Here is a 22776-nt window from a genome sequence, read left to right as displayed (position 1 = left end):
CCGCCTACCGTCGGCATATGGTCGACACAGCCGCGGCGGTCACCGCCGAACACCTCAGGAAGCGCTACGGCGACACGGTCGCGATCGACGACGTGAGCCTGCACGTCGAGCCGGGCGAAGTCCTCGGGATTCTCGGCGTGAATGGCGCCGGCAAGACCACCCTGGTGGAAATGATCGCGGGGCTGCGCGCACCCGACAGCGGCCGCGTCAGCGTGCTCGGCCTCGATCCTCGGCGCGATCGCGCAAAGGTCCGCCAGGTGCTGGGCGTGCAGCTCCAGCAGTCCTACCTCCACCACGCGCTGACGGCCGCGGAACTCATCGGCCTGTACCGCAGCTTCTACCCGGATCCGAGGCCCGCCGGGGAACTCCTGGACCTACTCGGGCTGACCGCGCACCGCTCGACCCGGTTCGAGAAGCTCTCCGGCGGTCAGCAGCAACGGTTGTCCATCGCGCTGGCCCTGGTCGGACGACCTCGGGTGGTGATCCTCGACGAACTCACCACCGGGCTGGACCCGCGCGCGCGTCGCCAGATGTGGACCGCCGTGGAGCAGCTGCGCGATGACGGTGTCGCGGTTCTACTGGTGAGCCACGCGATGGAGGAGGTGGAACGGCTCTGCGATCATGTCGCGCTGCTTGACGGTGGTCGCGTTGTGGCGCTCGAGACGCCCGCCGGGCTCGTGACGCGTGCCGGGGCCGAAACCCTCGACGACGCGTTTGTCGCCCTTACCGGAAAACAACTGGAGGAGACCCCGTGAACACCACGATCGACGCGCGCCGTCCTGGTCCCAGCTCATGGCTGGCGCTCATCCGGTGCGAGGCCAAGATGGTCGCCCGCGACACCGCGGGGCTGGTCATCCCCATCGGACTGCCGCTGCTGATCCTCGTCATGAACGCGGCATCGGCCGATGAGCAGGTCGTGGCGGACGGCCGCACCGCGCTCGACGTTTACGTCCTGCCTCTGGTGGTCACCATGGTCCTGGCCACCATCGGCATCGTCAATATGCCCAGTTTCCTGGCCTACTACCGGCGTTCTGGAATCCTGCGACGGCTCTCGGTAACGCCGGCGTCACCGGCTATGGTGCTCGTCGCCCAGGTAGTGGTGAGCGTTCTCCAGGTGGCCATCGGCATCGGCGTCGCGTTCGCTGTCGCCGCGGTCGTGTTCGACGCCGGCCCGCCCGCACGCCCCGGTATGACGATCGTCGTCCTGCTGCTCGCGATGGCCGCCCTGTACGGGGTCGGCATGATCGTCGCCGCGATCGCTCCGACCCCGAACTCCGCCGTGGCGATCGGCCTCATCTCCTTCTTCGCTCTCGGCGCACTCGGCGGAATGTTCGGTGGCCGCGACACGCTCCCGGACGCACTGGCCGACATAGGAGAACGGCTCCCGTTCGGCGCCACCTTCGAAGCACTGTCCGCCGTATGGGGCGGTAACCCGGTCGAGCCGGCCCACCTGGTGAGCCTCGCCGCGGCGACGGTACTCGGGGTAGTCGTCTCGGCCGCGTTCTTCCGTTGGAGCTGAGCCGGTGCACCGGGTGACGAGGCCAAGCGCTCACCGTTGACCTCGAAGTGACGCCCGGTCAGCCGAAACGGCGTAGGCGCTCGACCAGCTGACTCGGGGACCTAGAGGTTCTGCTCCCGCACCGCCGAATGGTCCTCTCGCCAGTGTTCCGCTGCCCGGACAAGTTCGTCATGGACGCGCTCGAGGAACTGACCGGTGTCGGTCAGCCGGGTGCCGGCGGGTGTGGTGCCGCCGAGGGTTTTGGCGCCTCTCCTTACGGTTTCGGCCAGAATGGCGTTGGTTTGGGCGCTCGCCAGCATGGACCGGTACCAGACGTCGTCGTCGATGACGTAGCGATCGCGTCGTTGGTGGGGGTCGCGTTCGCGGCTGATGTGCTCTTGTTCTTCGAGGTAGCGGATGGCAGTGGAGACCGACGCCGGGCTGACGCCGAGCCGCTGAACCAGTTCGGCCGCGGTCATGCTGCCGCTGTCCGTGGTGTAGAGGCAGGCGAGCACCCTGGCCATCATCCGGGGAAATCCGGTCCTGACCAGGACGGTGGTCAATTCCTCCTCGAAGTCGTGCACCGCTTCGGGGTCACGTCCGTGTGGTTGGGCGGTGGTGACCGGTACCGCCGGGGTCCGGACCGACCTGCTTCGGCGCGCACGCTGTTCGGTGGCCTGGTGCGCTTGATCGGGGCGATAGCCGTCGGGGCCACCGTTGCGGATCACTTCCCTGGTGACGGTCGACCGTGGCCGGCTGAGACGCCTGGCGATCTCGGCGTAGTTGAGTCCTTCGCGCAGCCAGGTCGCGATGCGTTCGCGGTCCTGATGACTCAGCCTGCTGCCTGGCATCGAGTTCGCCTCCTGGTGTTCGGTCGGCCCGTCCGGCGGAGCGGAGCGCGGGGGTGGCCGCCAGTATGCGTTCATCCGCAGTCCATTGCAACAATGCTCGGATCCGATGTTGCATTAGGCTCCAAGTCTGTTGCAACACAAGAAGCTTCTGACCTGCAAAAGGCTAATAATTCAGAAATAGCTGTTTGACGATTTACTGAATGCAACGTAACCTTCGCCATGTTCTGAATGATCGGCACCGGCTGCTGATCGTCTCTGTCCGCGAAGGAGCCCAAGATGACCGAGTCCCACTCCGCCTTGACTGAACTGCCCGCCACCCGCGCGCCGGGGTGTCCCTTCGACCCGCCCGCCGAGATGGCCCAGCTGCGCGAGCGGCGGCCGCTGACCCGGATGGTCTTCCCCGACGGGCACGTCGGCTGGCTGGCCACCAGCTACCAGCTGGTCCGGAAGGTGCTCGCCGACCCCCGTTTCAGCTCCAGGTCCGAACTCATGCACTGGCCGAACCCCGGGGTGATGGCCGCCGCCGGCGGGTTCCCGCCCGCCCAGCCCGGCGACTTCATCGGGATGGACGCGCCCGAGCACACCCGCTACCGGAAGCTGCTGACCGGGAAGTTCACCGTCCGGCGGATGCGCCTGCTCACCGAACGCGTCGAGCAGATCACCACCGCGCACCTGGACGCGATGGAAGCGAACGGCCCGTCGGTTGATCTGGTCGAGGCTTTCGCGCAGCCCATCCCCGCGCTGGTGATCTGCGAACTGCTCGGCGTTCCCTATGCCGAACGCGAGTCTTTCCGGGGATATCTCGCGGTGATGAGCAGCTCCGACGTCTCCCTTGACGAACAGGCCGCCGCGATGGGCGAGCTCGGTGGCTACCTGTACGGCCTGATCCAGGCGAAGCGTGCCGAGCCGACCGACGACGTCCTCAGCGATCTCGCCTCGGAGGACCTCACCGACGAGGAACTCACCAACGTCTGCGCACTGCTGCTCGGCGCCGGTTTCGACACCACGGCCAACATGCTCGCGTTGGGCACCTTCGCGTTGCTGCAGCACCCCGAGCAGCTCGCCGCCCTGCGCGCGGAGCCGGCAATGGTCGACGGCGCGGTCGAAGAGCTGCTGCGTTATCTGGCCATCGTCCCCTCCAACCAGCGGACCGCGCTGGAGGACATCGAGCTGGACGGCCAGATCGTCAAGGCCGGCGAGACGGTCGCCCTCGCGTTCGGCTCGGCCAACCGTGACCAGACGCGGTTCGCCGACCCCGACACCCTCGACCTGCGCCGCACGGCCACTGGGCATCTGGCGTTCGGGCACGGCATCCACCAGTGCCTCGGCCAGCAGCTGGCGCGAGTGGAGATGCAGGTCGCGTTCCCCGCGCTCTTCGACCGGTTCCCGGAACTGCGGCTCGCGGTGGCGCCCGAGGAGGTGCCGACCCGCGCCGGGATGGACATTTACGGCGTGCACCGGCTCCCGGTCACCTGGTAGCTCCGGTTTCCCTTACCAACAGCGAGAAGGATTGACATGACCACGTTCGAAACGCCCGGACCGATCCACGCCACGATCGATCTCGCAGCCGGTGGTGTCCGGATCACCGCGAGCGAACGCTCCGACACCCACGTCCTGGTAAGCCCTCTCGATCCTGGTTCCGCGGACGACATCAAGGCCGTCGAGCAGACCCAGGTCGACTACGGCGACGGGCGCCTGGTGGTGCGGACCGCCGGGAAGTTCCTTGATTCACTGCTCAAGACGAACGGTTCGGTCGAGGTGACCGTGGACCTGCCGGAGGGTTCCCGGCTGAATACCGGGAGCGGCGCGGGCAATCTGCGCGGCGAGGGGCGCCTCGGTGACACCAGGATCCGCACCTCCTTCGGTGAGGTCGACCTCGACCGGACCGGAAACCTCGAGCTGACCACCGGTGCCGGCGGGATCCGGGTCGGGGTGATCGATGGCTCGGCCTCCGTGAAGACCCTCAATGGCGACATCGAAATCAACGAGGTCACCGGAGGACTGCTGGCCACCGCGGAAAACGGCGACATCGCTGTCGAACGCGCCCTCGCCGACGTCGAGGCCAAGACCGGGTACGGCGGCATCCGGATCGGCGAAGTGGTGCAGGGCAGCGTATTCGTCGAAACCTCGACCGGACAGCTCGAACTCGGTGTCCGCGAAGGCACCATCGCCCGGCTGAATGCCAGCTCCCAGTACGGCGCGGTGAAGGACCTTCTCGGCGCGACGCCCGATGGCGCATCGGCCGGTAAATCGGTCGAGGTGCGTGCCGTCAGCGGTTCCGGCGACATCGTGATCCGCCGCACCTGAATCCTCTGGTCCCTGCTAGCAGAAACGAAAACACATGAATACCAACCGAAACCAACCCGCGCTCGCGGTTTCCGGGCTGCGTAAGGCGTACGGCGATCACGTCGTCCTCGATGGCATCGACCTCACAGTCGACGAGGGAACGATCTTCTCACTCCTCGGCCCCAACGGCTCCGGCAAGACCACCATGGTGCAGATCCTGTCCACGCTGATCACCGCAGACGGCGGCGAGATGCGGGTGAACGGCCACGACGTGGTCCAGGAGCCGGACGCGGTCCGCGCGTCGATCGGCGTCACCGGCCAGTTCTCCGCGGTCGACGGCCTGCTCACCGGTGCGGAAAACCTGCAGCTGATGGCGGATCTGCACCGCCTGCCACGGCGCGAACGTCGTCGGCGCGTCGTCGAGCTGCTCGAACAATTCGATCTGGTCGAGGCCGGCGGGAAGCCCGCGGCGACCTACTCCGGCGGGATGCGGCGACGGCTCGACCTGGCGATGACCTTGGTCGGGCGGCCGCGGTTCATCTTCCTCGACGAACCGACCACCGGCCTGGACCCCCGCAGCCGCCGCACCATGTGGGAGATCATCCGCAGGCTCGTCGCCGAGGACAGGGTCACCATCTTCCTCACCACCCAATACCTGGAAGAGGCCGATCAGCTCGCCGACCAGATCGCCGTTCTCTACCAGGGGAAGCTGGTCGCCAAGGGGACCGCGGCCGAACTCAAGCGCCGGGTCCGTGGCGGGCATATCAGCCTGACCTTCGCCGACGCGCGCAGCTTCGACATCGCGTCCCGGTCGCTGGATGTGTTGTCCCGCAACGCCGACGCATTCAGTGTTCAGGTGCCTAACGACGGTGAAGTCCGGACACTGCGCACCCTGCTCGACTGGCTCGACTCCGCCCGCCTCGTCGTCGACGGGCTGTCCGTGCACACTCCGGATCTCGACGACGTCTTCTTCGCCCTCACCGGCAACACCACTACCGAGAACGCGCAGAAGGAGATGGCCCGATGAGCACGGTTTCCCACGCCATCAGCGATTCCTCCACCATGTTGCGGCGCCAGCTGCGCCATATGCGGCGCTACCCGTCGCTGACGCTCGTCACCGCCGGTATGCCGGTGATCTTCCTGTTGCTGTTCGTCTACGTCTTCGGCGGCACCCTCGGCAACGGGCTCGGCGGCCCGCTCGGCGGCCGGGCCGACTACATCAACTACGTCGCGCCCGGCATCATCCTGATGACCGTCGCCGGCGCCGCACAAGGTACGGCGATCTCGGTCGCCACCGACATGACCGAAGGTATCGTCGCCCGCTTCCGCACCATGGCGATCGCCCGCGTCTCGGTACTCACCGGTCATGTCGTCGGCAGCCTGATCCAGGCCCTGCTCAGTATGGTGATCGTGATCGGGGTCGCGTTGCTGGTGGGGTTCCGGCCCACCGCGACTCCTCTCGACTGGGTCGCCGTCTTCGGTGTCCTGACGATGATCACCTTCGCGCTCACCTGGTTCTCCGTCGCTCTCGGCATGGTCACCAAGAGTGTCGCGGCGGCGAGCAACCTTCCGTTGCCGCTGATGATCCTCCCCATGCTGGGCAGCGGATTCGTCCCCACCGATTCCATGCCCGCCGGGTTGAAATGGTTCGCCGACTACCAGCCCTTCACGCCGCTGATCGAGACGCTACGGGGACTGCTCATGGGCACCCCTATCGGCAACAGCGCGGCACTGGCCGCCGGCTGGAGCGCCGTCATCGCCCTCGGCGGATACGTCTGGGCCAAAAAACTCTACAACCGCGAACCCACCCGGTGACCGGCGAAGCGGGCCCAGCCATGAAAACGTTCCTGGTCACGGCGTGGCGGGAATGGCATCGCCCGCTGATGGTGAGCGTGCTCCTCATGCTGGCGCTCATGCTGGTGTCCGGAGTCGGCCTGCTCGTGGACGACCGCACCCTGCTGAACGAATCGGTATGGGTGAAACCGTTCAAGTTCGGCTTCGCGTTCGCGGCCTACGGTGCCACTTTGGCCTGGTTGCTCACCAAGCTGGGCAAGGCGAAACGGTTCGGCTGGTGGCTCGGCACCGGTCACGCGGTGTTCACCGCGGTCGATGTCGGCGGGATCGCGGTGCAGGCGGCGCGTGGCACCTTCAGCCACTTCAACACCGATCTGGATGATCCGGTCAACTCGGTGGTGCTGGGCATCCTCACCTATGGGGTGCCGCCGGTCCTCCTCTTCAACCTGGTCATCGCGATTCTGGTGCTGATCCAGCGCGCCGGCGGCAGGGCGCTGTCCATGGCGCTGCGTGCCGGGCTGGGGATGGCGGTCTTCGGGATGAGCGTGCCGTTCTGGCTCGGTGTCTCACAAGGCATCAAGCCCCGCACCGTGCTCGATGCCAATGGGAACGCGGTGACCATGTACGTCGGGCACGGCATCGGTGACCCCGATGGCACCGGCATGCCCCTGACCAACTGGAGCATGACCGGCGGTGACATGCGAGTGCCGCACTTCGTCGGAATGCACGGTATTCACGTCCTGCTACTGGTCACGCTCCTCCTTGGGGCGCTCGCGGCCCGGTACACGTGGCTGCGGACAGGGAAAGTACGCGCACAACTGGTCGCCGTCGCCGGGCTCGGCTACTCCGCGCTGCTGGCCGCCGTGGCCTGGCAGGCCGCTCGCGGCCAGTCCCTGGTCCACCCGGACGCCGCGACCGGTACCGCCTTTGCCGCGGTAGCGGCGGGAACGGTGGCGGCGTTCCTGGCGGTGATCCTCTCCGCGAAGCAGGGGGCGGCCTATCTGTCCACATCGGACGAAACTTCAACCGCAGGTCTTTCGGCACAGAAAAGGAAAGTGTCACGATGAATACGGCACAACTCGATGCGGCGGTCTATCAGAACGCGGAGAAGCTGATCCGGCAGTATCGGCCGGGACTGGTGTTCGGCGCTCGGGTGCAACCACGGTGGCTCGACGGCGGAAGTCGCTTCTGGTACCGGGTGAACACGGCCGTGGGGAAACGGTTCATCCTGGCCGACCCGGAAGCGGGCATCCGGGAGCAGGCGTTCGACCATGAGCGGCTGGCGAAGGCGCTCGCGGACGCTTCGGGGGAGGACGTGGACCCGGCGGCGCTGCCCTTCAGCGCCATCGAACCGTCCGACGGCGCGGTCGAGTTCGACGCGTTCGACGAGCACTGGCGTTGCACAGTGGAAACCTATTCCTGCGCGAAGGAGCCGCGAAAGCCCTTGCCGGGCTTCCTGGAGGTCGCCTCGCCGGACGGGAAACACACGGTCTTCCTCCGTGGCCACGACATGTGGCTTCGCACGCTGGAGAACGGCGAAGAGCGTGCGCTGACCTTCGACGGTGAAGAAGACCACGACTACGGGACCAGCGCGGACTGGTGGCACCGCAGCACGATGAGCAAGAGGCTCGGCTATCCGACGATGCCGCCGGCGGCCTCTTGGGCGCCGGACTCCACCCGGGTGCTCACCCACCGGACTGACCAGCGGGGCGTGCGTAAGATCCACCTGGTCGACGCCAGGCCGGACGACGGCGGCCTGCCCGTCTGGTACACCCAGCGCAACGCGTTCCCCGGTGACGAGCGGCTGCCCCTTGCCGAACTCGTCGTACTCGACGTCGAGACCGGCGAAATCGTTCCGGCACAAGCGGATCCGCTGCCGATGAGCATCCTGTCGCCGGTGATGGTCCGGCTGGCGTGGTGGTCGGCCGACGGGGCGGCGGTCTACTTCCTGAGCCAGCCGCGGGACCTGCGCACGCTGACGCTGCATCGGCTCGACCCGGCGACCGGTGTCGTGACGGACATCCTGTCTGAGTCCGGCCCGACCCGCGTCGAGGCGAATCCGTTCGCCGGTGACGGGCGGCCGCCGGTGCTGGCGGTGCTCTCCGGCGGTGACGAGGTGATCTGGTTCTCCCAGCGGGACGGATGGGGACATCTGTACCTGTACGACGCGAACACCGGCGAGCTGTGCCACCAGCTGACCTCGGGCGAGTTCCTGGTACGGGGGATCCTGCACGTCGACGAGGAACGGCGGCTGGTGTACTTCACCGCCTCCGGGCTGAGCGACACCGATCCGTTGCGCCGTTCGCTCTGCCGGGTCGGTCTGGACGGGTGCGGTTTCACCCTGGTGGTCGACGACGACCTCGACCATACGGTCACGGTCGCGCCGAACCGGAGCTACTTCATCGACTCGGCGGCCAGCACCGGCGACGCGCCGGTGATCACGGCAAGGGACTGGGACGGCACCGTGCTCGTCGAACTGGAACGCGCGGACATCAGCGGGCTCACCGCGCTCGGCTGGGCGCCCCCGGAACACTTCTGGACCAAAGCGGCCGACGGTGAGACCGACATCCACGGCGTGCTGTACAAACCGCACGGGTTCGATCCCGAGAAGAGCTACCCGGTCATCGACCACATCTACCCGGGGCCGCACACCAACCGGGTCAGCCCGGCCTTCGAGGACGCCTACTCCGGCTGGGGTGAGGTGGTCGCCGCGCTCGGGTTCGTCGTCGTCGCCGTGGACGGACGCGGAACACCCGGACGAAGCAAGGCGTTCCACGATGTCTCCTATGGCAACCGCGCTGACGCCAGTGGCCTTGGCGACCACGTCTGGGCGATCCGGCAGCTCGCCGAGACCCGCCCCTGGATGGACCTCGACCGGGTGGGGATCTTCGGTGACTCGAGCGGTGGATACGCCTCGCTGCGCGCCATCCTCGATTACGGCGACTTCTACCGGGTCTGCTCCTCCAACTGCGGCGATCACGACCTCCGGAACTATCACGCCGGGTGGGGCGAGACCTACGAAGGCCCGCCCGGCGAGACCGACTATTCGAAGGCCGCCAACGAGAACGTCGCCCACAAACTGCGAGGAAAGTTGCAGCTGATCCAGGGCGGTATGGACACCAACGTCAACTTCACCAATACGTTGCGGGTCGTCGACCGCTTGATCGCCGCGGACAAGGACTTCGAGTTGGTGATCGTCCCTCGCGCCGACCACATCTATCTCGGCTACGACCACTATCTCTACAAGCGCCGGTGGGATTTCCTTGTCCGTAATCTCCTGGGTGTCGAACCGCCGAACTACCGCATCAAGCCACTGCCGTTCGACGAGGATCTCTTCTCCGGCTGGGTCTGACCGGATGTGACTTGGTACTGAGGGGTCTCGGCGAGCGGCAGGGAACTCAGCGGCGAATGCCGTTTCGCCGAGGGCCTGCCGGATCTTGGCGGCGTGATGGTGGTCGCCGTCGAGATGCAGAGCGAGTGCTGATCTCATTGAGACGTCCGAGGTGGCGTCGACTGAAGCAGTAACCCGCTCGGATTCATGACGACAGCCGAACGCGGCCGGAGGCATAGCCGCAGGCAGTGCGGACACCGTCTGGGACTAGGTTCGCAGCCGCTACACGTCGTCTCCGATTGGGCTCCGTTGCCGAAGTAGAGCCTGATACGGCTTAGCACGGCGCGACACTCGACACCGGCCTAACGTTGCGCTGACTTGCACGAATCACCAGAATCTGACACTGATCGGCACTGGCTGATATAGCCAAGTTGTGGACTTTCAATCCGTAGGTTCTGGGTTCGAGCCCCAGGCGGCCCACTCATTCGACATCCCCGCTGGCCAGCGGGGATATACCTGTCTGATGATCCTGCGAGACTCGACGTGGGATCGCGGTGGGCCATCCCAGTGCTCCGTGCGGGAAGCCGCGGCGAATCTGCCGTCTCCGGCCGTCCGGCCACGGCGGCATCTTCGCCCGGAAGTACCAGCTCCCGCGCCGCCAACCTCGACACCGGCTGCCCAGCAACCGCGAACCCACTTGACGGATCATCCTCCGCGCCGCCATCCCCGGCGCGACCGCGGCCGCCTTGGCCGCCCTCGCCATCACCGCGATCGCCGTCCCCGCCCTGGAACTCGGCTTCGCCGGTACCGTCGGCTTCCTGCGGGGCGCCCTGGTCGCCCTCAACCAGGCCGTCTCGACGCTCCCCGGACCCGCTGTACGCACTCGCGCACTACCTCCCGACCCACGGCGCCGTCCTGGCCCTGCGCGCCGCGGCCATCGACGGCACCGGCCTCACCACTGGGATCGCCCAGCTCGCCGCGTGGTCGGCACCCTCTTGTCGATCCTGATCACCGATCGCCCCGCCACCTGTCCGGCAAGAGCATCCGGCTTCGCCACGCGCATCCGCTCGCGACCGTCCGACCGCGAGAGGACCGCTCCGATGAGCCGGGCAGCATGCCGTTGATCGCCGCGCCCACCAGGCAGCCGGCGCGGCGGACGGCGTGCGGGCAGGGGCGAAGGGCCGACACATCGGGGGTGACCCGAAGGTCCCGGTCCGAGATGACTTCCGGCCGTAGGTCCGGCGACGTCGGAAGGCTTGGCTGGAGTCATGGGCGGCGGCTGGAGTATCCGCTGCCCCGCTGGAGAACCTCTCAGCGGTCGATTTCCACCGGTGAACTGGAGAAGCATCATGAGTGGCTGGGTCATCGCCGCCATCGCCGCCGCTGTGTCGCTGGTGGCGGGTACGGCGATCAGAATCGTGAAACAGTACGAGAAAGGCGTCCTGTTCCGGCTGGGCCGCGTCATCGGTGTGCGGGAACCCGGACTGCGGCTGATCATCCCGGTGATCGACGTGTTGCGGCGGGTGTCGCTGCGCATCGTCACCATGCCGATCCAGTCGCAGGGGATCATCACCCGCGACAACGTCAGCGTCGACGTGTCCGCGGTCGCCTACTTCCGGGTGGTCGACGCGGTCAAGTCGGTCGTCGCCATCGAGAACGTCTACGCCGCGATCGACCAGATCGCGCAGACGACACTGCGGAAGGTGGTCGGGCAGCACACGCTGGACGAGACCCTGTCCGAAACCGACGCCATCAACCGGGACATCCGCCAGATTCTCGACGTGACCACGCTCGATTGGGGGGTGGAGGTGACCTTGGTGGAGCTGAAGGACATCCAACTTCCGGATTCGATGAAGCGGGCGATGGCCAAGCAGGCGGAGGCCGAGCGGGAGAAGCGAGCCAAGATCATCAACGCCGAGGGCGAGGCCCAGGCCGCCTCCGCGCTGGGCAAGGCGTCGGACACCATGATGGAGCACCCGCTGGCGCTCCAGCTGCGCAATCTGCAGAGTCTGGTAGAGATCGGAGTGGACAAGAACACGACCGTGGTGTTCCCCGCACCGTTGATGAGCACGATCGGCGAGCTGGGTTCGTTCCTGGCCCGTGAAGCCACTGCGGCGGCCACTCCGGTCCCGGCTCCGACCGAGCCTGTCGTCACGGTCCCGGCGCAGGGGGGCGCCGGCCAACGGCGGACCGCAACGCCCGCCTGAAGCCCGGCCCGCCGTCAACGTGCTTGAGTCCAAAATGGACGCGTTGACGGCGGCCGTCGACACGCGCGCGTGAACCTCAGTGGTGGTCGACACTGAGGTTCACGCGCGCGTATTTTTGGATGCCGAGAAGCCGCCACACCCTTCCTCGTCCGGGCGATACTCGCGGGAGGACGGTCGCGGCGTCGAGGATCGCGGGATCCACGACGTCGTAGCTGTCGCCCTTGACCTCCAGGGTGGCGTGGCCGGCGGCCAGGACGTTCCGCAGCCAATCGACTTTCGTGCCGTATGGCAAGGGAATGATGAAGCCGTTCTCGGTGCGTTCCGCGACCACGGGCGTGGCATACGGCTTGCCGGAACGACGGCCGGTATGCCGTAGCAGGGCCGCGTACCAGTGTCGTCGCCCCGCCATGCGCAGCATCACCGGGTTCAGCACCCGCTTGTTGAAGGCGCGCACCGTGTCGCCGACGCGGCCGTGCTTCGGGTGGACGTGCTTTCCGATCACCATTTCGTCCTCCTGCAGCGGGAATCCTCAGGCACCGACCGCGAGCCTCGGGGTCGTGCGCGGCGCATCCGGCCATCGAACGGGCAGCTCGTTCGACGAGCGCTCCGGCGGGCCGGCCGTCACACGCGTCCCACGGTGCGAAGCGGAGCCTTGCCGGGCCACGTTCTTCACCGATACGAAGAACATCCGTCCCTCCGTTTCGCGAGGCTCGACCGGCCGGCGTACCCGGTGACGCGGTCGGTTCGTCTCGTCACCAGGCGATGTTCCCCACCTGGCCGCATTCGGGTGAGAGGCCAAAGCCCTCAGACGGCAGGGGCGATGGGCCTTCAGTGCCGTCAGGCCTTCGACACGAGTGCCACGGTCTTCGACGAACGGGCTTTGGTCCCTATCTTCGGTTCACGCCCGGCGCGCACGCTGGATTCGGCAACCGGAAGAACACAGGGAGTGCATAAGGAGACGTGACATGTTCGCTTGGGGAATGCTCACCGCGTTCGGGCTCGGCGTTCTGACCATCGCGGCGATCGGCGGACGCTGGCTGTCCCTCGGCCGCGAACTCTGGGCGATCGCGTTCGTGGTGCTCGGCATCGCCATCGCCTGGATCGCGGATTTCGATCTGTTCGCCACGTGGAACCTGCCCGTGCGCAACCACGGACTCGGGATCGTGTTCACCGGCATCGCCGTCGCGGGGACGAGCTACTTCTGGCGCGAGGTCCTGCTGTTCTGCGAAGGCCTGTCTCGTAAGCACACCGACGAAGCGCAAGCGCTCGAGAAGACTCAAGACCTGCGTCGCGTGGCGTGACAGACAGGTCCACTGTGGACGACATGGCTGTTTCATCCGCACAGCGCCGTGAACGAGCGGTTCAGGGTCTTGTCGCGCTCGGCCGGCACCGAGACCACGGTTTGCTGCTTCGCGTTCGCTGTCATGCCGGACACCAGGTCGCGGTCGTTTACGAAACTCCGAACGGTCGCGTCGTGGTGACGCTGACGGGCTCTCATACGCGCGATTCGCGTGATTCCACCGAGGCGGGTCGTCAGGGGCAGGAGCATGTCGCGCTGCTCGACGATATGCCAGGACAGGACTACGACCTCCTGCCCTCGTGGTGTGCATGTGGCAATCACGCACTCTCACAAGCCACTTTGCGCCGGCGTATCGCCACACGGCGGAAGAACCTCGTTCTCAGCTGAGAACGGAACCGAGGAGAGGACGTGGGTGCATGGACCGCATCTCCCTGACGCATTCTGAATGCGTGAAACTCGTCCGAGGACCCGAACGGCGCCGTGACGCGCTCGTATCCATAGACGGAAGCGGCCCGATGCCCCTTCTCTGTTTCGTCCTCGACAGCGGAGACGTGTTCATTCCCATCGGGAAGGACGCGACAGCCTTCCACCTCGCCGCGTTCCGTCCTGTCATCGTCGAATTCTCGCACCTCGACGGTCACTCACCGGGTAGCTGGATCGTCACCGGCGCCGGGATCGCCTACCCCATGTCGCGCCGGAATCACCTCCCTCCGGTCACGTGGCGGGCGACCCGGTGGGCGAGGGTCATGACCTTCGAGAACGGCCTGCGAATCCGGATCGCCCGCTTCACCGGCTCTCTCGGCACCGGCGAGGCCACCGTTCCCCGGCAGCGCGATGGCCGGTCGGGTGAATCCCCTTTCATGCCCAAGGTTTCCGATGCGAGGGAAGAAGGTCCCTGGACCGTGAAAGGCCACGTGGCCCCGTGTGCGACCGACGGATGCGAAGGCAGCGATGATGCGTCTGCGTGACTTTCCGGACTGGTTCCGTTCCACCGTCGAGCCGGGTGTGCCTGTGGACCGCCGCTGAGCGGGAGAAAGGAACGCTCGCCGCGAGAAGAAGTGAGTCGCACACCGCCGAACCGTTTCGCCGGACCAGCGCCGGGACGCGCCTGAGATCGCGTTGGAAGCACTTCGCCTCGTACGGTGTGAGATCGAACGCGGCCCGGAGTTGGATCCGCGCTCGTCGCCGTCCGAATCCCCGACTGCGTCAATGGACGGTGAAGTTGGCTCTGGCGCTGGAAGAACGGGAACGCGCCGAGGCCGTGCGAAGGCGGGCGCATAGGGCCCTCTCCTGACGGCCTGGCGGGGACGAAAGTCCTCGGGCCGTGGGTCTTGTGACGCCATCCGGGGACTGCGGCTGGGCCATATGGTCGTCGTCGGGTGATGGCAGATCGCGACGAGCGGTGGATCGTGCCGATATGACGGAGGTTGATTCCCTTGATCACCGGTATCGAAAGCGATCATGATCTTCGGTGTGGCCTGACCGGCTATGTGGCCGCGGTGAGCGCCGTGGTGGGGTCGGGGAAGAGTCCTGCATCGTGGACTCGGTCCCCCGCGTCGGCGTATGTCGCGTTGGACGTGCGGCTGCCGCGCCATCCCGGGCGGGACATGGCCTTGCTGTGGGACGAGCGGCACGGGTGGGCGCTCGCGATGGAAACCCATTCCGGGGAGGAACTGCTCGTGCTGGCCTACATCGGTGGTGACCCGGTGGCGGCCCGGTCCGGCGGTGGAACCGGCGCGCTCACCACGCCGGTTCCACCGGGCCCGCGGGGTGAGCGTGGCGAACTGAAGGACCGTTTGCTGCTGTTCCGCCGCGACCCGTGGGCCACCGGCGCACCGCTCCTCCGGCGGGCGATCTGACCTCGCCCGTGCGTGGGTGTTGCCGACCCGGACGGGTTATCCGGGGATGAGCGGAACCTGCCAGGCCAGGTGGCCGCCGGCGGGATGGTGGGGCCTGAGGGTGCAGCGTCCGCCGTGGCTTTCGGCTCGGGCGCGTATGTCCGTGAGGCCGCTGTGCCGTTGGGTGGGGTCGATGCCGTTGTCGGTGATGTCGAGGATGATTCGTTCGTCGTGGGCGGTGATCTCCACGTCGGCGTGGGTGGCGTTGGCGTGCTGGGCGACATCGTTCAAGGCTTCGCTCAGCACCGTCAGTAAGTCGTCGGCGATGGCGGGTGTGGTGATGCCTTCCAGCTGGCCGGCGAACCGCACTGTGGGATCGAATCCGAGGGCCTCTGTCGTGTCGGTGACGACGTCCAGCAGCCGGCCGCGGAGGCTGATGTCGGCGAGCGGGGTGATGTGGCCGAGCTGGAAGATCGTGTTACGGATCTGTCCGATGGTGACGTCCAGGTCGTCGATCGTGCCGAGGATCCGGCCGGAGGCGGGACCCGGGCCGAGACCGGACACGGTTCCCTGCAGGGAGAGGATGGTGGCGAACAGGCGCTGGATGACGCTGTCGTGCAGGTCTGCCGCGATCCGGTCGCGTTCGTCGAATACGGCGACGCGTTGCTGCTCTGCGCGTGCGTCGGCGAGTTCGATCGCGACACAGGCCTGGTGGGCGAACGATGCCGCCATGTCGAGGTCCTCGGCGGTGAAGGCGGGACGGCCGTGCCGCCGGGCGGCAGTGATGGTCCCGGTCACCCTGCGGTCGCTCAGCGGGACGATCATCATCGACTCGATGTCCATCCCGGCCGGTGCGTCGGCGGTGGTCGAGGACTGTTCCTGCGGCCAGGTCCCCAGTAAGGGCCTGCCGGTGCTGTAGACCCGGCCGGACAGCGAGTCATCGATGGGCACACCGGTACCGAGCAACGCCGCCGCGTCCGGACCGACCGCGACCTCGACAAGCAGGCGCCGATGGTCCTCGTCGGGCCGGCAGATGGTCACGATGTCGGCGTCGGCGGTGCGGCGGCTGTGCTCGGCGACAAGTCCCAATGGATCGCTCGTCTCCGGGGTCAGAACAGCCAGGGTGATCGCGGTCGAAGCCTGTAGCCAGTCCTGGCGGGACTGGGCGGAGCCGAACAGCCGAGCGTTCTCGATCGCGACCCCGGCGGTGGACGCCAGGGCGGTGGCGAGCTCTTCGTCCTCGGCGCTGAACCGGCCCTGAACGCTCTCGGCCAGATACAGGTTGCCGAACACCGTCGTGCGTGCGCGGATCGGCACGCCGAGAAAACCGCGCATCTCAGGATGGCCGTCGGGGAATCCCGACGACCGGTCGTCGTCCTCGATCCGGTCCAGGCGGATCGGACGCGGGTCGGCGATCAGCGCGCCGAGCAGTCCTTTGCCCTGGGGCAGGCTTCCGATCCGCCGCACCATCTCCGGGGGCATTCCCACGTGAACGAACTCGGCCAAGGTCCCGTCGGGGGCGATCACGCCGAGCGCGGCATAGCGGGCGCCGACCAAGTCCCGGGCGGCTTCCACGACGTGCCGCAGCACCGCGGGAAGGGTCAGGTCGGAGGTCACCGCCCGGTTGGCGCGCAGCAGCCCGCGCAGCCTGCCCTGGGTACTCAGCACCTCCTGGGCATGTTCCACCAGCCGACCCAGCAGCCGGTCGAGCCCGAGCCGGGGGACATCGGGGAAGGTCAGCGGTTCCTCGTCAGCCGCTTGCGGCCCGGCCGGGTCGATGTGGGGCGTCTCTGTCCCGGTGTCCTGTTCGATGACGCGGGGTTTGTGCCGGCGATCGGGCTGCTCGCCCATAGCGTCCTCCCTTTCGGGAATCGATTCCGCTTCCACCTTGTCCGGTACGGCCCCGATGTGACCGGGGTCGAGCGCAGCACTGTTCGACGTCACCGGTCCTGGGCCAGGGGACGCCACCAGCGGCGAGGAAGCGCAAAAGTCCGGGCAGGAACCCCGGCGCGCCAGATGCGAGCCAGTCTCTCATGAACCGGCACAAAACGACATGTTCGTGAGAATCGTGCTTTCGCCGGATTCTCACGAACACCCGGCCTGGGACGGCCGACGAATCACGGGCCTTGACCGCAGGCGCCGCGGCTGGGCGAGTACGGCGCCCCTTCGGCACTTCCCCCGTCCTCTGGCGTAATGGCGCCGACGATCCGATTCCGTCGCCGCGGAGAGGACATTCGGTCCGCCGCTCCCTGCCGAAAGTCCCTTCTGAGACAGAGAATCCCGTGTCACGGTGAGCGGGAGGGGTCTGCGTGCAGCATTGGACGAGGGAGAGTCCGTGTCTTGGAGATCGCATGACGAGGGCAGCTGGCGGCGGAGCAACTTGATCACCCGCCACCGGGAACACCTGCCGCAGGTGAAGGTATTGGTCGATGAGCTGTACGCGGCGTTGTCCGAGGACGGACCAGGCGCATACGAGGCCATGATCGAGGCGGAGTACGCCGGGCCACGTGAGCACGTTGAACATCACCCATGCGGTGATGGCGTGCTCAGCTTGATGGCCGAACCCACCCGGGATCCGGAGCGGATGCGGCTGACCCACCTGGTCTACGGCGGATGCACCACACACCAAGTCCGGCAGGACCTGATCAGTCGCGGTCTGGGATCACTGGGCATCACCTGGGTGTACCCGCCGGAAGCCGGCTTGTCCGAAGGCTGAGCGACGGAGACGAGAGTCGGCAGGAGAGCGGTTCCACTCGATGCCGCACAGAACGAAAGCGCTTACCCCCGCGACGGCGATAGTCGTCGTCCGCCATGTGCGCTCGTCAAGAGACCTGCGCCCGGGAGGGCGGGACCTTCTGCCCTTCTCGCTCGATCCTTTGTGGGACAAGGTGAAATGGTCCGGATACGCAATCGGCTCACCTGAAGAGTTTCGAGCGAAACGAGGTCCGATCAATGCGAAAACCTTCCGTCATGACCACCTGTGCCGCGGCTGCCGCGACGCTCGTCGGCGGTCTGCTGTTCGCCGTGCCGGTCGGGGCCGCCCAGCCTCCGACGACCACCACCCCGACCACCACCGGGCCGACCACGACGACCAAGCCCACTGGCCCCACCGCGACCACACCGACGTCGAAATCGCCGACGGCGCCGCCGACGACATCCAAGACCACGACCAAACCGAAGGTCCCCTCCGGCGGAGTCGAGACCGGCGGTGGTGGCACCGCGGCCGGATAGGAAGCGAAATGGGAAAGCCCGGCTGGGCCCGCAGTCATCGAGGACTCCTGCTCCTGGCAGGCGTCCTGCTCGCCGTCCTGGCCGGGCTGACCTTCGTCCTCACGGGCGGACGGGAACAGGCCGTGTCCGGCAGCACGACCACATCGGCTCCGCCGCCGGCGGCGAGCACTCCTCCCGCCACCACGGCGCTGCCGCGCTCGGATCCGGTTCTCGTCGAGATCCCCAAGATCAGGGCGAAATCCACGTTGGTGCCCCTCGGGCTCAACCAGGACAACACCCTGCAGGTGCCCCCGGTCAGCCGGCCGATGCAGGCGGGGTGGTTCGCGGAGGGTACGTCACCCGGCGAAATCGGCCCGGCCGTGATCGTGGGTCACGTCGACGGCAACGAACAACCGGGGATCTTCTACCGGCTCAAAGAGTTGCAGGCAGGGGACCACGTCGTCGTCTCTCGCGCGGACGGGCTGGTGCTCACTTTCGTCATCACCCGGGTCATGCAGGTCGACAAGGACGAGTTCCCGACTGACGCCGTCTACGGGGACACCAGCGATCCTCAGCTTCGGCTCATCACCTGCGGCGGTGGCTTCGACCGTACGGTGCGCAGCTATCGTGACAACATCATCGCCTTCGCGGTTCTCCGGCAAGGGTAGAGAACGGCTTCACACTCGACCGCGGTGAAAGCAGGTTTCCAGTCACGGGCTCGCCCAGAGGGAATGCGTTCAGGCAGGCCGAAACCGGCGATCCGCGGGGCTTCTCATCGCCGTCGGCCGCTGAGTTCGGCCGTGTTCAGGCGCCGAGCCGGTTGTAGATCCGGCTGGCCAGAGTGGCGGCCAGCTGGTTCAAGGCGCTCCAAGGTTCATCGAGCGCGAACCGGGCGAGCAGTTCCGCCACAGCGTAGGCCTCGGCCTCGGAGAGCAGTGGCGCGCGCCGGTCCTGGAGCCCCTGCTCGACCAGCCGGGACAGGGCTTCGGCGTACTCCTCCAGGTCACGCACCACAGCCAGGCCGTACCGCTCGTCGAGCGAATCCCCGGTGAGGTCGTCACTCATGGTCGCCTGCCCCTTCTGTCTTCACCCGTCCGACGCGCCTCAGAAAATCTATGCTGACTGGGGTAGACATTCAACGCCGGGTGTGTGTAATGTTCTCCTTGTACCGAGAAGACAACGTCAAGCAGGCGCGGGAGATGACGTAACTGCCCGCGAGGTGAGACAAGCCGGTCAGGCGGTACGGGGCCGATCAAGGAACAGGTCCCGGACGGTGATCGGACGCAGGACGCGGGCGGAGTAAGCGCGCCCGTGAAGAACACGAAGTTGTAGTCAGTAGTGCAGTTGCAGGACCGGTCAGGTGGCCGGAGCCGATCTGTGACGGGGCTCCGGGCAGTGGCCAGCGGCGTCAGCGTGCTGGGACCGATCAGTGGAAGGGTTCCCGTCGTTGGCGTCCGCAGTAGGTGAAGTAGCAGTACCCAGCAAGGTGAGAACACAGGAAAGAAGGGAACGGCAACATCATTGGATCGCCCGCAGCGGCAAGGTAGCGCCGCGCGGGTGCCGTAGTTCCATCGAGTTCGGAGGTGGTTCGCGGTCACGAATGAGCGATCCCCGCGAGGTCCGGCTTCCCAGCGGACGCGGGTGCAAGAGGCCGGCGGTCACGTCGGTTGACAATGGTGAAACCCAACCCTGAGGACCCCGGGTGCCGTTCTGGCACCCGGGGTCCTTTGTGATGTGGAGGTGGAATGATCCCTGATCAAAACGGATCGGCCGACGGGGCCGACAAATTCGATGACGAGCACTACCCCGCCTACACGATGGGGCGGGCTGCCGACATGCTCGGCGCCACCCAGGGCTTCCTTCGCAGTCTCGACGAGGCCGGTCTGATCACCCCGCAGCGTTCCGCCGGCGGCCACCGCCGCTACTCCCGGCACCAGCTTCGCCTGGCCGCCCGGGTGCGGGAACTGGTCGATCAGGGCACCGCCGTCGAGGCCGCCTGCCGCATCGTCACTCTCGAAGACCAGCTCCACGAAGCTCAGCGCCTCAACGCCGAACTCCGCGCCGACGACTGAAACCCCACCTGTGAACGCCCTTGTCCGAACCGGGCAAGGGCGTTCGTGCGTGGATGTCGAGACGGCCGAGCCCGCTCCGACTCCCTCTCGAAAGCGCCGGACAGCGGCGCCACGGGAGCGAAGGAGGCCTTGCGATGAGCAAGGTGGTGCTGGATGTGTCGATGTCGCTGGACGGCTTCACCGCCGGGCCGAATGTCCGGGCCGAAGAGCCCATGGGCGACCGCGGGGAACGCCTGCATGAATGGATGGCCGGGGGAGGCCCCGACGCCCGCGTTTTCGAAGAGGTGAACGCGATGGTCGGGGCGACCGTCATCGGCAGGCGCACGTTCGACCTCGGGTTGCGGCCGTGGGGCGGAACTCCGTGGCCCGGTGTCCCCAGTTTCGTGGTCACCCACCGGACCAGGGAAGACCTCCTCGGCGACAACGGCGGCACATTCGTCTTCGACGGGCTGGAGGCCGCGGTCCGCCGTGCCAAGGACGCCGCGGGGGACAAGGACGTACTCGTGATGGGCGCCGACGTCGCCGGGCAGCTGCTGGCCGCGGGCCTGCTCGACGAGGTCTTCCTCCACCTCGCCCCTGTGGTGCTGGGTCAGGGGACCTCTGTGTTCGCCGGGCACGTGGGCGAGCTCGTTCCCCAGGGTGAAGCTGTCGCGGGCGTCGCCACCCACCGGCGTTATCGCGTCCGGTGACTACCACGGGATGGTGGCTCGGATGGCGGCCGAGACCGGTTCGAGGTCGGCGACGAGACGCTCGAGTTCGCTGGGGCTCAAGGCGATGTAAGGCGCCTCCGCGAGCCGGTCGGTGATCGCCTCGACGCGCTCTTTCGTGGCCCGGCCGGAGTCGGTGAGCCGGCCGTCGGACCCGATCAGGTCGCGGTCGCGCATCCCGTCCACGACCGCGGCCAGCTGCGCGGCGGGGAGATGGCCGACCCGGCCGAACTCGTGCGCGGGTATGCCGACGGACAGGGCGTGGAGCACGTGGCACTCGGTCCCGCCGATGCCCTCGGCCAGCAAAGCGACGGTGTGGCCGTCGCCGCGGTGCTCACGCAACAGGGTGGCCGCGTGCCACAGCCGTGCCACGGGCTCCTCCGGGACCGGAAGCGTTCGGACGGCGGCGAAGAGGGCGCGTCCCTCCACGGGTGCACTGGTCGCCGCCTTCAGCAGGAGTTCGCCGGCGCGCGTGACGCCGGGGTCGTCGGCGAGGTCACCGAGGATCCGCCGCATCCCCGCGACGCATCCCCGCTCGCGGGCGGCCAGCGCCGCCTCGGGCGTGGTCAGCTCCCACACCTTCGGGAGGTGGCGTGCCACCTCGCCCGGGGCGAAGTTGTAGAAGATCGCGTGGATCACCTCGGCGGGCACCGACCGGCCGAACGGAGCGGCCCGCCCGGCGAAGTAGGCGTCCCACGGGTTGCGGAGGCCGAGCGCCATCAGCGCCTCGTCGGACTCGTCGGCGAAGTAGGGGATCAGACCGATGGGCTCGACCAGGTCGTACATGCGGCGGGCGACGGGTTCCGGGTGCGACATCGTGTCTCCTGTGGTCGTGGCGGCGCCCTCGTGGCGACCGCTCGACTACCCCACGAACGACGCACCCGGAAATCGACATCGGGTTACTTCAGGTGCCGGGTGAAGAACCGGCCCGCGGAGTCTCCTTCGAAGTGCGGGACGCCGGTGTGTCCGCCCATGTTGGCGTGCAACGTCTTCTCCCGCGAACCGAAGGCGTCGAACAAGTCGAGGGCGTGCTGCCGGTCGTTCCCTTCGTCGTCCCACTGCAGCAGGACCAGCAGCGGGATGGTGACCTGCCGGGCCTCTTCGAGGATGCTGCGAGGCACGTAGCTCCCGGCGAACAGGACGGCTGCCTCGACGCGGGGCTCGACCACTGCGAGCCGCGTGGCGATGGCGATCACCCCACCCGAGAACCCGACCGGGCCACCGATTCCGGGTAGTCCGAGGAGGGCGTCCAAGGTGGCCCGCCATTCCGGGACCGCCGTTTCGACCAGCGGGAGGACGAGCCGGTCGACGATGTCGCCGGTGACCGGCTCGCCGGCCTTCACCGCGCGCTGCAGGTCGGCGCGGGCTTCGTCGACGGCGGGGAAACGGGGCCTGTCACCGGCTCCGGGGAGTTCGATGGTGGCCGCGGCGTAGCCCGCCGCCGTGCAGGCCCGGGCCCTGGCCTCGAGCCGGGGGTGCATCTTGCCGAGTCCGCCGGGGTGACCCATCAGGATCAGCGGGGCCGGTGCCGCCGATTCGGGCGTCCACAGGATTCCGGGGATGTCGCCGAGGGTGAATTCGCGCTCGAGGGCGTCTCCGAGGCGTCGTTCGGAAGTGAAGTGCATGGTCGTGCCTTTCGGGAGTGCTCGTGAAACGGCGCTCCCGGACGACCTACCGCCCGA

The 22776-nt window shown here is 67.4% G+C and carries 23 protein-coding genes and 1 tRNA gene; 18 read left to right on the top strand and 6 right to left on the bottom strand.

Features of this window, described 5'->3' with window-relative positions:
* Nucleotides 1-17 precede the first annotated feature (17 nt).
* On the top strand, nt 18-755 hold the full coding sequence (locus AC069I_RS04270; RefSeq protein WP_478264824.1) for an ABC transporter ATP-binding protein: 738 nt from the start codon (nt 18-20) through the stop codon (nt 753-755).
* Entirely contained in the window at nt 752-1519 is a 768-nt protein-coding gene (locus AC069I_RS04265; RefSeq protein ID WP_478264823.1) for an ABC transporter permease, read from the top strand. Before AC069I_RS04270 ends, AC069I_RS04265 begins: the two co-directional genes overlap by 4 nt.
* Before the next feature lie 101 nt (nt 1520-1620).
* On the opposite strand, the gene AC069I_RS04260 is transcribed toward AC069I_RS04265, so the two are convergent.
* On the bottom strand, nt 1621-2424 hold the full coding sequence (locus AC069I_RS04260) for a GbsR/MarR family transcriptional regulator (protein WP_478223633.1): 804 nt from the start codon (nt 2422-2424) through the stop codon (nt 1621-1623).
* A gap of 201 nt (nt 2425-2625) precedes the next feature.
* On the opposite strand from AC069I_RS04260, the gene AC069I_RS04255 reads away from it, so the two are divergent.
* From AC069I_RS04255 to AC069I_RS04220, 8 genes are all read left to right on the top strand, one after another.
* Complete coding sequence (locus tag AC069I_RS04255; protein ID WP_478264822.1) at nt 2626-3828, top strand: cytochrome P450; 1203 nt, start codon at nt 2626-2628, stop codon at nt 3826-3828.
* 36 nt (nt 3829-3864) lie between these two features.
* Nucleotides 3865-4656, top strand: a complete 792-nt coding sequence (locus AC069I_RS04250) for a DUF4097 family beta strand repeat-containing protein (protein ID WP_478223631.1) — start codon at nt 3865-3867, stop codon at nt 4654-4656.
* 34 nt (nt 4657-4690) lie between these two features.
* Nucleotides 4691-5662: an ATP-binding cassette domain-containing protein gene (locus AC069I_RS04245; RefSeq protein WP_478264821.1), complete on the top strand. Its 972-nt coding sequence runs from the start codon at nt 4691-4693 to the stop codon at nt 5660-5662.
* Nucleotides 5659-6450 carry an ABC transporter permease gene (locus tag AC069I_RS04240; protein WP_478223629.1) on the top strand — a complete coding sequence of 264 codons (792 nt, stop codon included), beginning with the start codon at nt 5659-5661 and terminating at the stop codon, nt 6448-6450. The genes AC069I_RS04245 and AC069I_RS04240 overlap by 4 nt, the downstream gene beginning before the upstream one ends.
* 20 nt (nt 6451-6470) lie before the next feature.
* Nucleotides 6471-7496 (top strand): hypothetical protein, encoded by a 1026-nt coding sequence (locus tag AC069I_RS04235; protein WP_478264820.1) that lies wholly within the window; start codon nt 6471-6473, stop codon nt 7494-7496.
* Nucleotides 7493-9781 carry a S9 family peptidase gene (locus AC069I_RS04230; protein WP_478264819.1) on the top strand — a complete coding sequence of 763 codons (2289 nt, stop codon included), beginning with the start codon at nt 7493-7495 and terminating at the stop codon, nt 9779-9781. Before AC069I_RS04235 ends, AC069I_RS04230 begins: the two co-directional genes overlap by 4 nt.
* Nucleotides 9782-10173: 392 nt before the next feature.
* Nucleotides 10174-10240 (top strand) — tRNA-Glu (locus AC069I_RS04225).
* An 869-nt stretch (nt 10241-11109) separates the two neighbouring features.
* Nucleotides 11110-11967: a slipin family protein gene (locus AC069I_RS04220; RefSeq protein ID WP_478223626.1), complete on the top strand. Its 858-nt coding sequence runs from the start codon at nt 11110-11112 to the stop codon at nt 11965-11967.
* Nucleotides 11968-12043: 76 nt separating this feature from the next.
* On the opposite strand, the gene AC069I_RS04215 is transcribed toward AC069I_RS04220, so the two are convergent.
* Complete coding sequence (locus tag AC069I_RS04215; RefSeq protein ID WP_478264818.1) at nt 12044-12472, bottom strand: nitroreductase family deazaflavin-dependent oxidoreductase; 429 nt, start codon at nt 12470-12472, stop codon at nt 12044-12046.
* Between the two features lie 460 nt (nt 12473-12932).
* Between AC069I_RS04215 and AC069I_RS04210 the strand changes: the two genes are divergently transcribed.
* The 3 genes from AC069I_RS04210 to AC069I_RS04200 all read left to right on the top strand — a co-directional run bounded on the left by AC069I_RS04210 (nt 12933) and on the right by AC069I_RS04200 (nt 15126).
* A complete protein-coding gene (locus tag AC069I_RS04210; protein WP_478223624.1) occupies nt 12933-13268 on the top strand; it encodes a hypothetical protein in 336 nt (111 codons plus the stop codon).
* 745 nt (nt 13269-14013) lie between these two features.
* The gene (locus AC069I_RS04205; RefSeq protein WP_478223623.1) at nt 14014-14235 is read left to right on the top strand and encodes a hypothetical protein; all 222 of its coding nucleotides are present in this window, start codon (nt 14014-14016) and stop codon (nt 14233-14235) included.
* A 468-nt stretch (nt 14236-14703) separates the two neighbouring features.
* Complete coding sequence (locus AC069I_RS04200) at nt 14704-15126, top strand: DUF6292 family protein (protein WP_478264817.1); 423 nt, start codon at nt 14704-14706, stop codon at nt 15124-15126.
* 36 nt (nt 15127-15162) lie between these two features.
* Here the strand turns inward: AC069I_RS04200 and AC069I_RS04195 are convergent, their stop codons facing one another.
* Nucleotides 15163-16956, bottom strand: coding sequence for a sensor histidine kinase (locus AC069I_RS04195; RefSeq protein WP_478264816.1), 1794 nt, complete (start codon nt 16954-16956; stop codon nt 15163-15165).
* 484 nt (nt 16957-17440) lie between these two features.
* Between AC069I_RS04195 and AC069I_RS04190 the strand changes: the two genes are divergently transcribed.
* The 3 genes from AC069I_RS04190 to AC069I_RS04180 all read left to right on the top strand — a co-directional run bounded on the left by AC069I_RS04190 (nt 17441) and on the right by AC069I_RS04180 (nt 18983).
* Nucleotides 17441-17821, top strand: coding sequence for a hypothetical protein (locus tag AC069I_RS04190; protein ID WP_478264815.1), 381 nt, complete (start codon nt 17441-17443; stop codon nt 17819-17821).
* Nucleotides 17822-18075: 254 nt separating this feature from the next.
* On the top strand, nt 18076-18336 hold the full coding sequence (locus AC069I_RS04185; RefSeq protein ID WP_478223619.1) for a hypothetical protein: 261 nt from the start codon (nt 18076-18078) through the stop codon (nt 18334-18336).
* Between the two features lie 8 nt (nt 18337-18344).
* Nucleotides 18345-18983: a class F sortase gene (locus AC069I_RS04180; protein WP_478264814.1), complete on the top strand. Its 639-nt coding sequence runs from the start codon at nt 18345-18347 to the stop codon at nt 18981-18983.
* A gap of 136 nt (nt 18984-19119) precedes the next feature.
* On the opposite strand, the gene AC069I_RS04175 is transcribed toward AC069I_RS04180, so the two are convergent.
* Nucleotides 19120-19380 (bottom strand): hypothetical protein, encoded by a 261-nt coding sequence (locus AC069I_RS04175; RefSeq protein ID WP_478223618.1) that lies wholly within the window; start codon nt 19378-19380, stop codon nt 19120-19122.
* Between the two features lie 680 nt (nt 19381-20060).
* Here AC069I_RS04175 and AC069I_RS04170 point away from each other — a divergent pair.
* The gene (locus AC069I_RS04170; RefSeq protein WP_478264813.1) at nt 20061-20387 is read left to right on the top strand and encodes a MerR family transcriptional regulator; all 327 of its coding nucleotides are present in this window, start codon (nt 20061-20063) and stop codon (nt 20385-20387) included.
* Nucleotides 20388-20521: 134 nt separating this feature from the next.
* Nucleotides 20522-21076 (top strand): dihydrofolate reductase family protein, encoded by a 555-nt coding sequence (locus tag AC069I_RS04165; RefSeq protein ID WP_478264812.1) that lies wholly within the window; start codon nt 20522-20524, stop codon nt 21074-21076.
* Here the strand turns inward: AC069I_RS04165 and AC069I_RS04160 are convergent, their stop codons facing one another.
* Both AC069I_RS04160 and AC069I_RS04155 read right to left on the bottom strand, forming a co-directional pair.
* Nucleotides 21077-21910, bottom strand: coding sequence for an SCO6745 family protein (locus tag AC069I_RS04160; RefSeq protein WP_478264811.1), 834 nt, complete (start codon nt 21908-21910; stop codon nt 21077-21079).
* A gap of 83 nt (nt 21911-21993) precedes the next feature.
* The gene (locus AC069I_RS04155) at nt 21994-22719 is read right to left on the bottom strand and encodes a dienelactone hydrolase family protein (RefSeq protein ID WP_478231299.1); all 726 of its coding nucleotides are present in this window, start codon (nt 22717-22719) and stop codon (nt 21994-21996) included.
* Nucleotides 22720-22776 lie beyond the last annotated feature (57 nt).

This window comes from Amycolatopsis sp. NPDC043885 (assembly GCF_056435685.1).
This window is presented reverse-complemented; position numbering and strand designations above follow the sequence as displayed.

Coding starts and splice junctions, on each gene's coding strand:
- AC069I_RS04270 (WP_478264824.1), top strand. CDS start 18: ATGGTCGACACAGCCGCGGCGGTCACCGCCGAACACCTCAGGAAGCGC.
- AC069I_RS04260 (WP_478223633.1), bottom strand. CDS start 2,424: ATGAACGCATACTGGCGGCCACCCCCGCGCTCCGCTCCGCCGGACGGG.
- AC069I_RS04255 (WP_478264822.1), top strand. CDS start 2,626: ATGACCGAGTCCCACTCCGCCTTGACTGAACTGCCCGCCACCCGCGCG.
- AC069I_RS04250 (WP_478223631.1), top strand. CDS start 3,865: ATGACCACGTTCGAAACGCCCGGACCGATCCACGCCACGATCGATCTC.
- AC069I_RS04245 (WP_478264821.1), top strand. CDS start 4,691: ATGAATACCAACCGAAACCAACCCGCGCTCGCGGTTTCCGGGCTGCGT.
- AC069I_RS04240 (WP_478223629.1), top strand. CDS start 5,659: ATGAGCACGGTTTCCCACGCCATCAGCGATTCCTCCACCATGTTGCGG.
- AC069I_RS04235 (WP_478264820.1), top strand. CDS start 6,471: ATGAAAACGTTCCTGGTCACGGCGTGGCGGGAATGGCATCGCCCGCTG.
- AC069I_RS04230 (WP_478264819.1), top strand. CDS start 7,493: ATGAATACGGCACAACTCGATGCGGCGGTCTATCAGAACGCGGAGAAG.
- AC069I_RS04220 (WP_478223626.1), top strand. CDS start 11,110: ATGAGTGGCTGGGTCATCGCCGCCATCGCCGCCGCTGTGTCGCTGGTG.
- AC069I_RS04215 (WP_478264818.1), bottom strand. CDS start 12,472: ATGGTGATCGGAAAGCACGTCCACCCGAAGCACGGCCGCGTCGGCGAC.
- AC069I_RS04210 (WP_478223624.1), top strand. CDS start 12,933: ATGTTCGCTTGGGGAATGCTCACCGCGTTCGGGCTCGGCGTTCTGACC.
- AC069I_RS04205 (WP_478223623.1), top strand. CDS start 14,014: ATGACCTTCGAGAACGGCCTGCGAATCCGGATCGCCCGCTTCACCGGC.
- AC069I_RS04195 (WP_478264816.1), bottom strand. CDS start 16,956: ATGGGCGAGCAGCCCGATCGCCGGCACAAACCCCGCGTCATCGAACAG.
- AC069I_RS04185 (WP_478223619.1), top strand. CDS start 18,076: ATGACCACCTGTGCCGCGGCTGCCGCGACGCTCGTCGGCGGTCTGCTG.
- AC069I_RS04180 (WP_478264814.1), top strand. CDS start 18,345: ATGGGAAAGCCCGGCTGGGCCCGCAGTCATCGAGGACTCCTGCTCCTG.
- AC069I_RS04175 (WP_478223618.1), bottom strand. CDS start 19,380: ATGAGTGACGACCTCACCGGGGATTCGCTCGACGAGCGGTACGGCCTG.
- AC069I_RS04170 (WP_478264813.1), top strand. CDS start 20,061: ATGATCCCTGATCAAAACGGATCGGCCGACGGGGCCGACAAATTCGAT.
- AC069I_RS04165 (WP_478264812.1), top strand. CDS start 20,522: ATGAGCAAGGTGGTGCTGGATGTGTCGATGTCGCTGGACGGCTTCACC.
- AC069I_RS04160 (WP_478264811.1), bottom strand. CDS start 21,910: ATGTCGCACCCGGAACCCGTCGCCCGCCGCATGTACGACCTGGTCGAG.
- AC069I_RS04155 (WP_478231299.1), bottom strand. CDS start 22,719: ATGCACTTCACTTCCGAACGACGCCTCGGAGACGCCCTCGAGCGCGAA.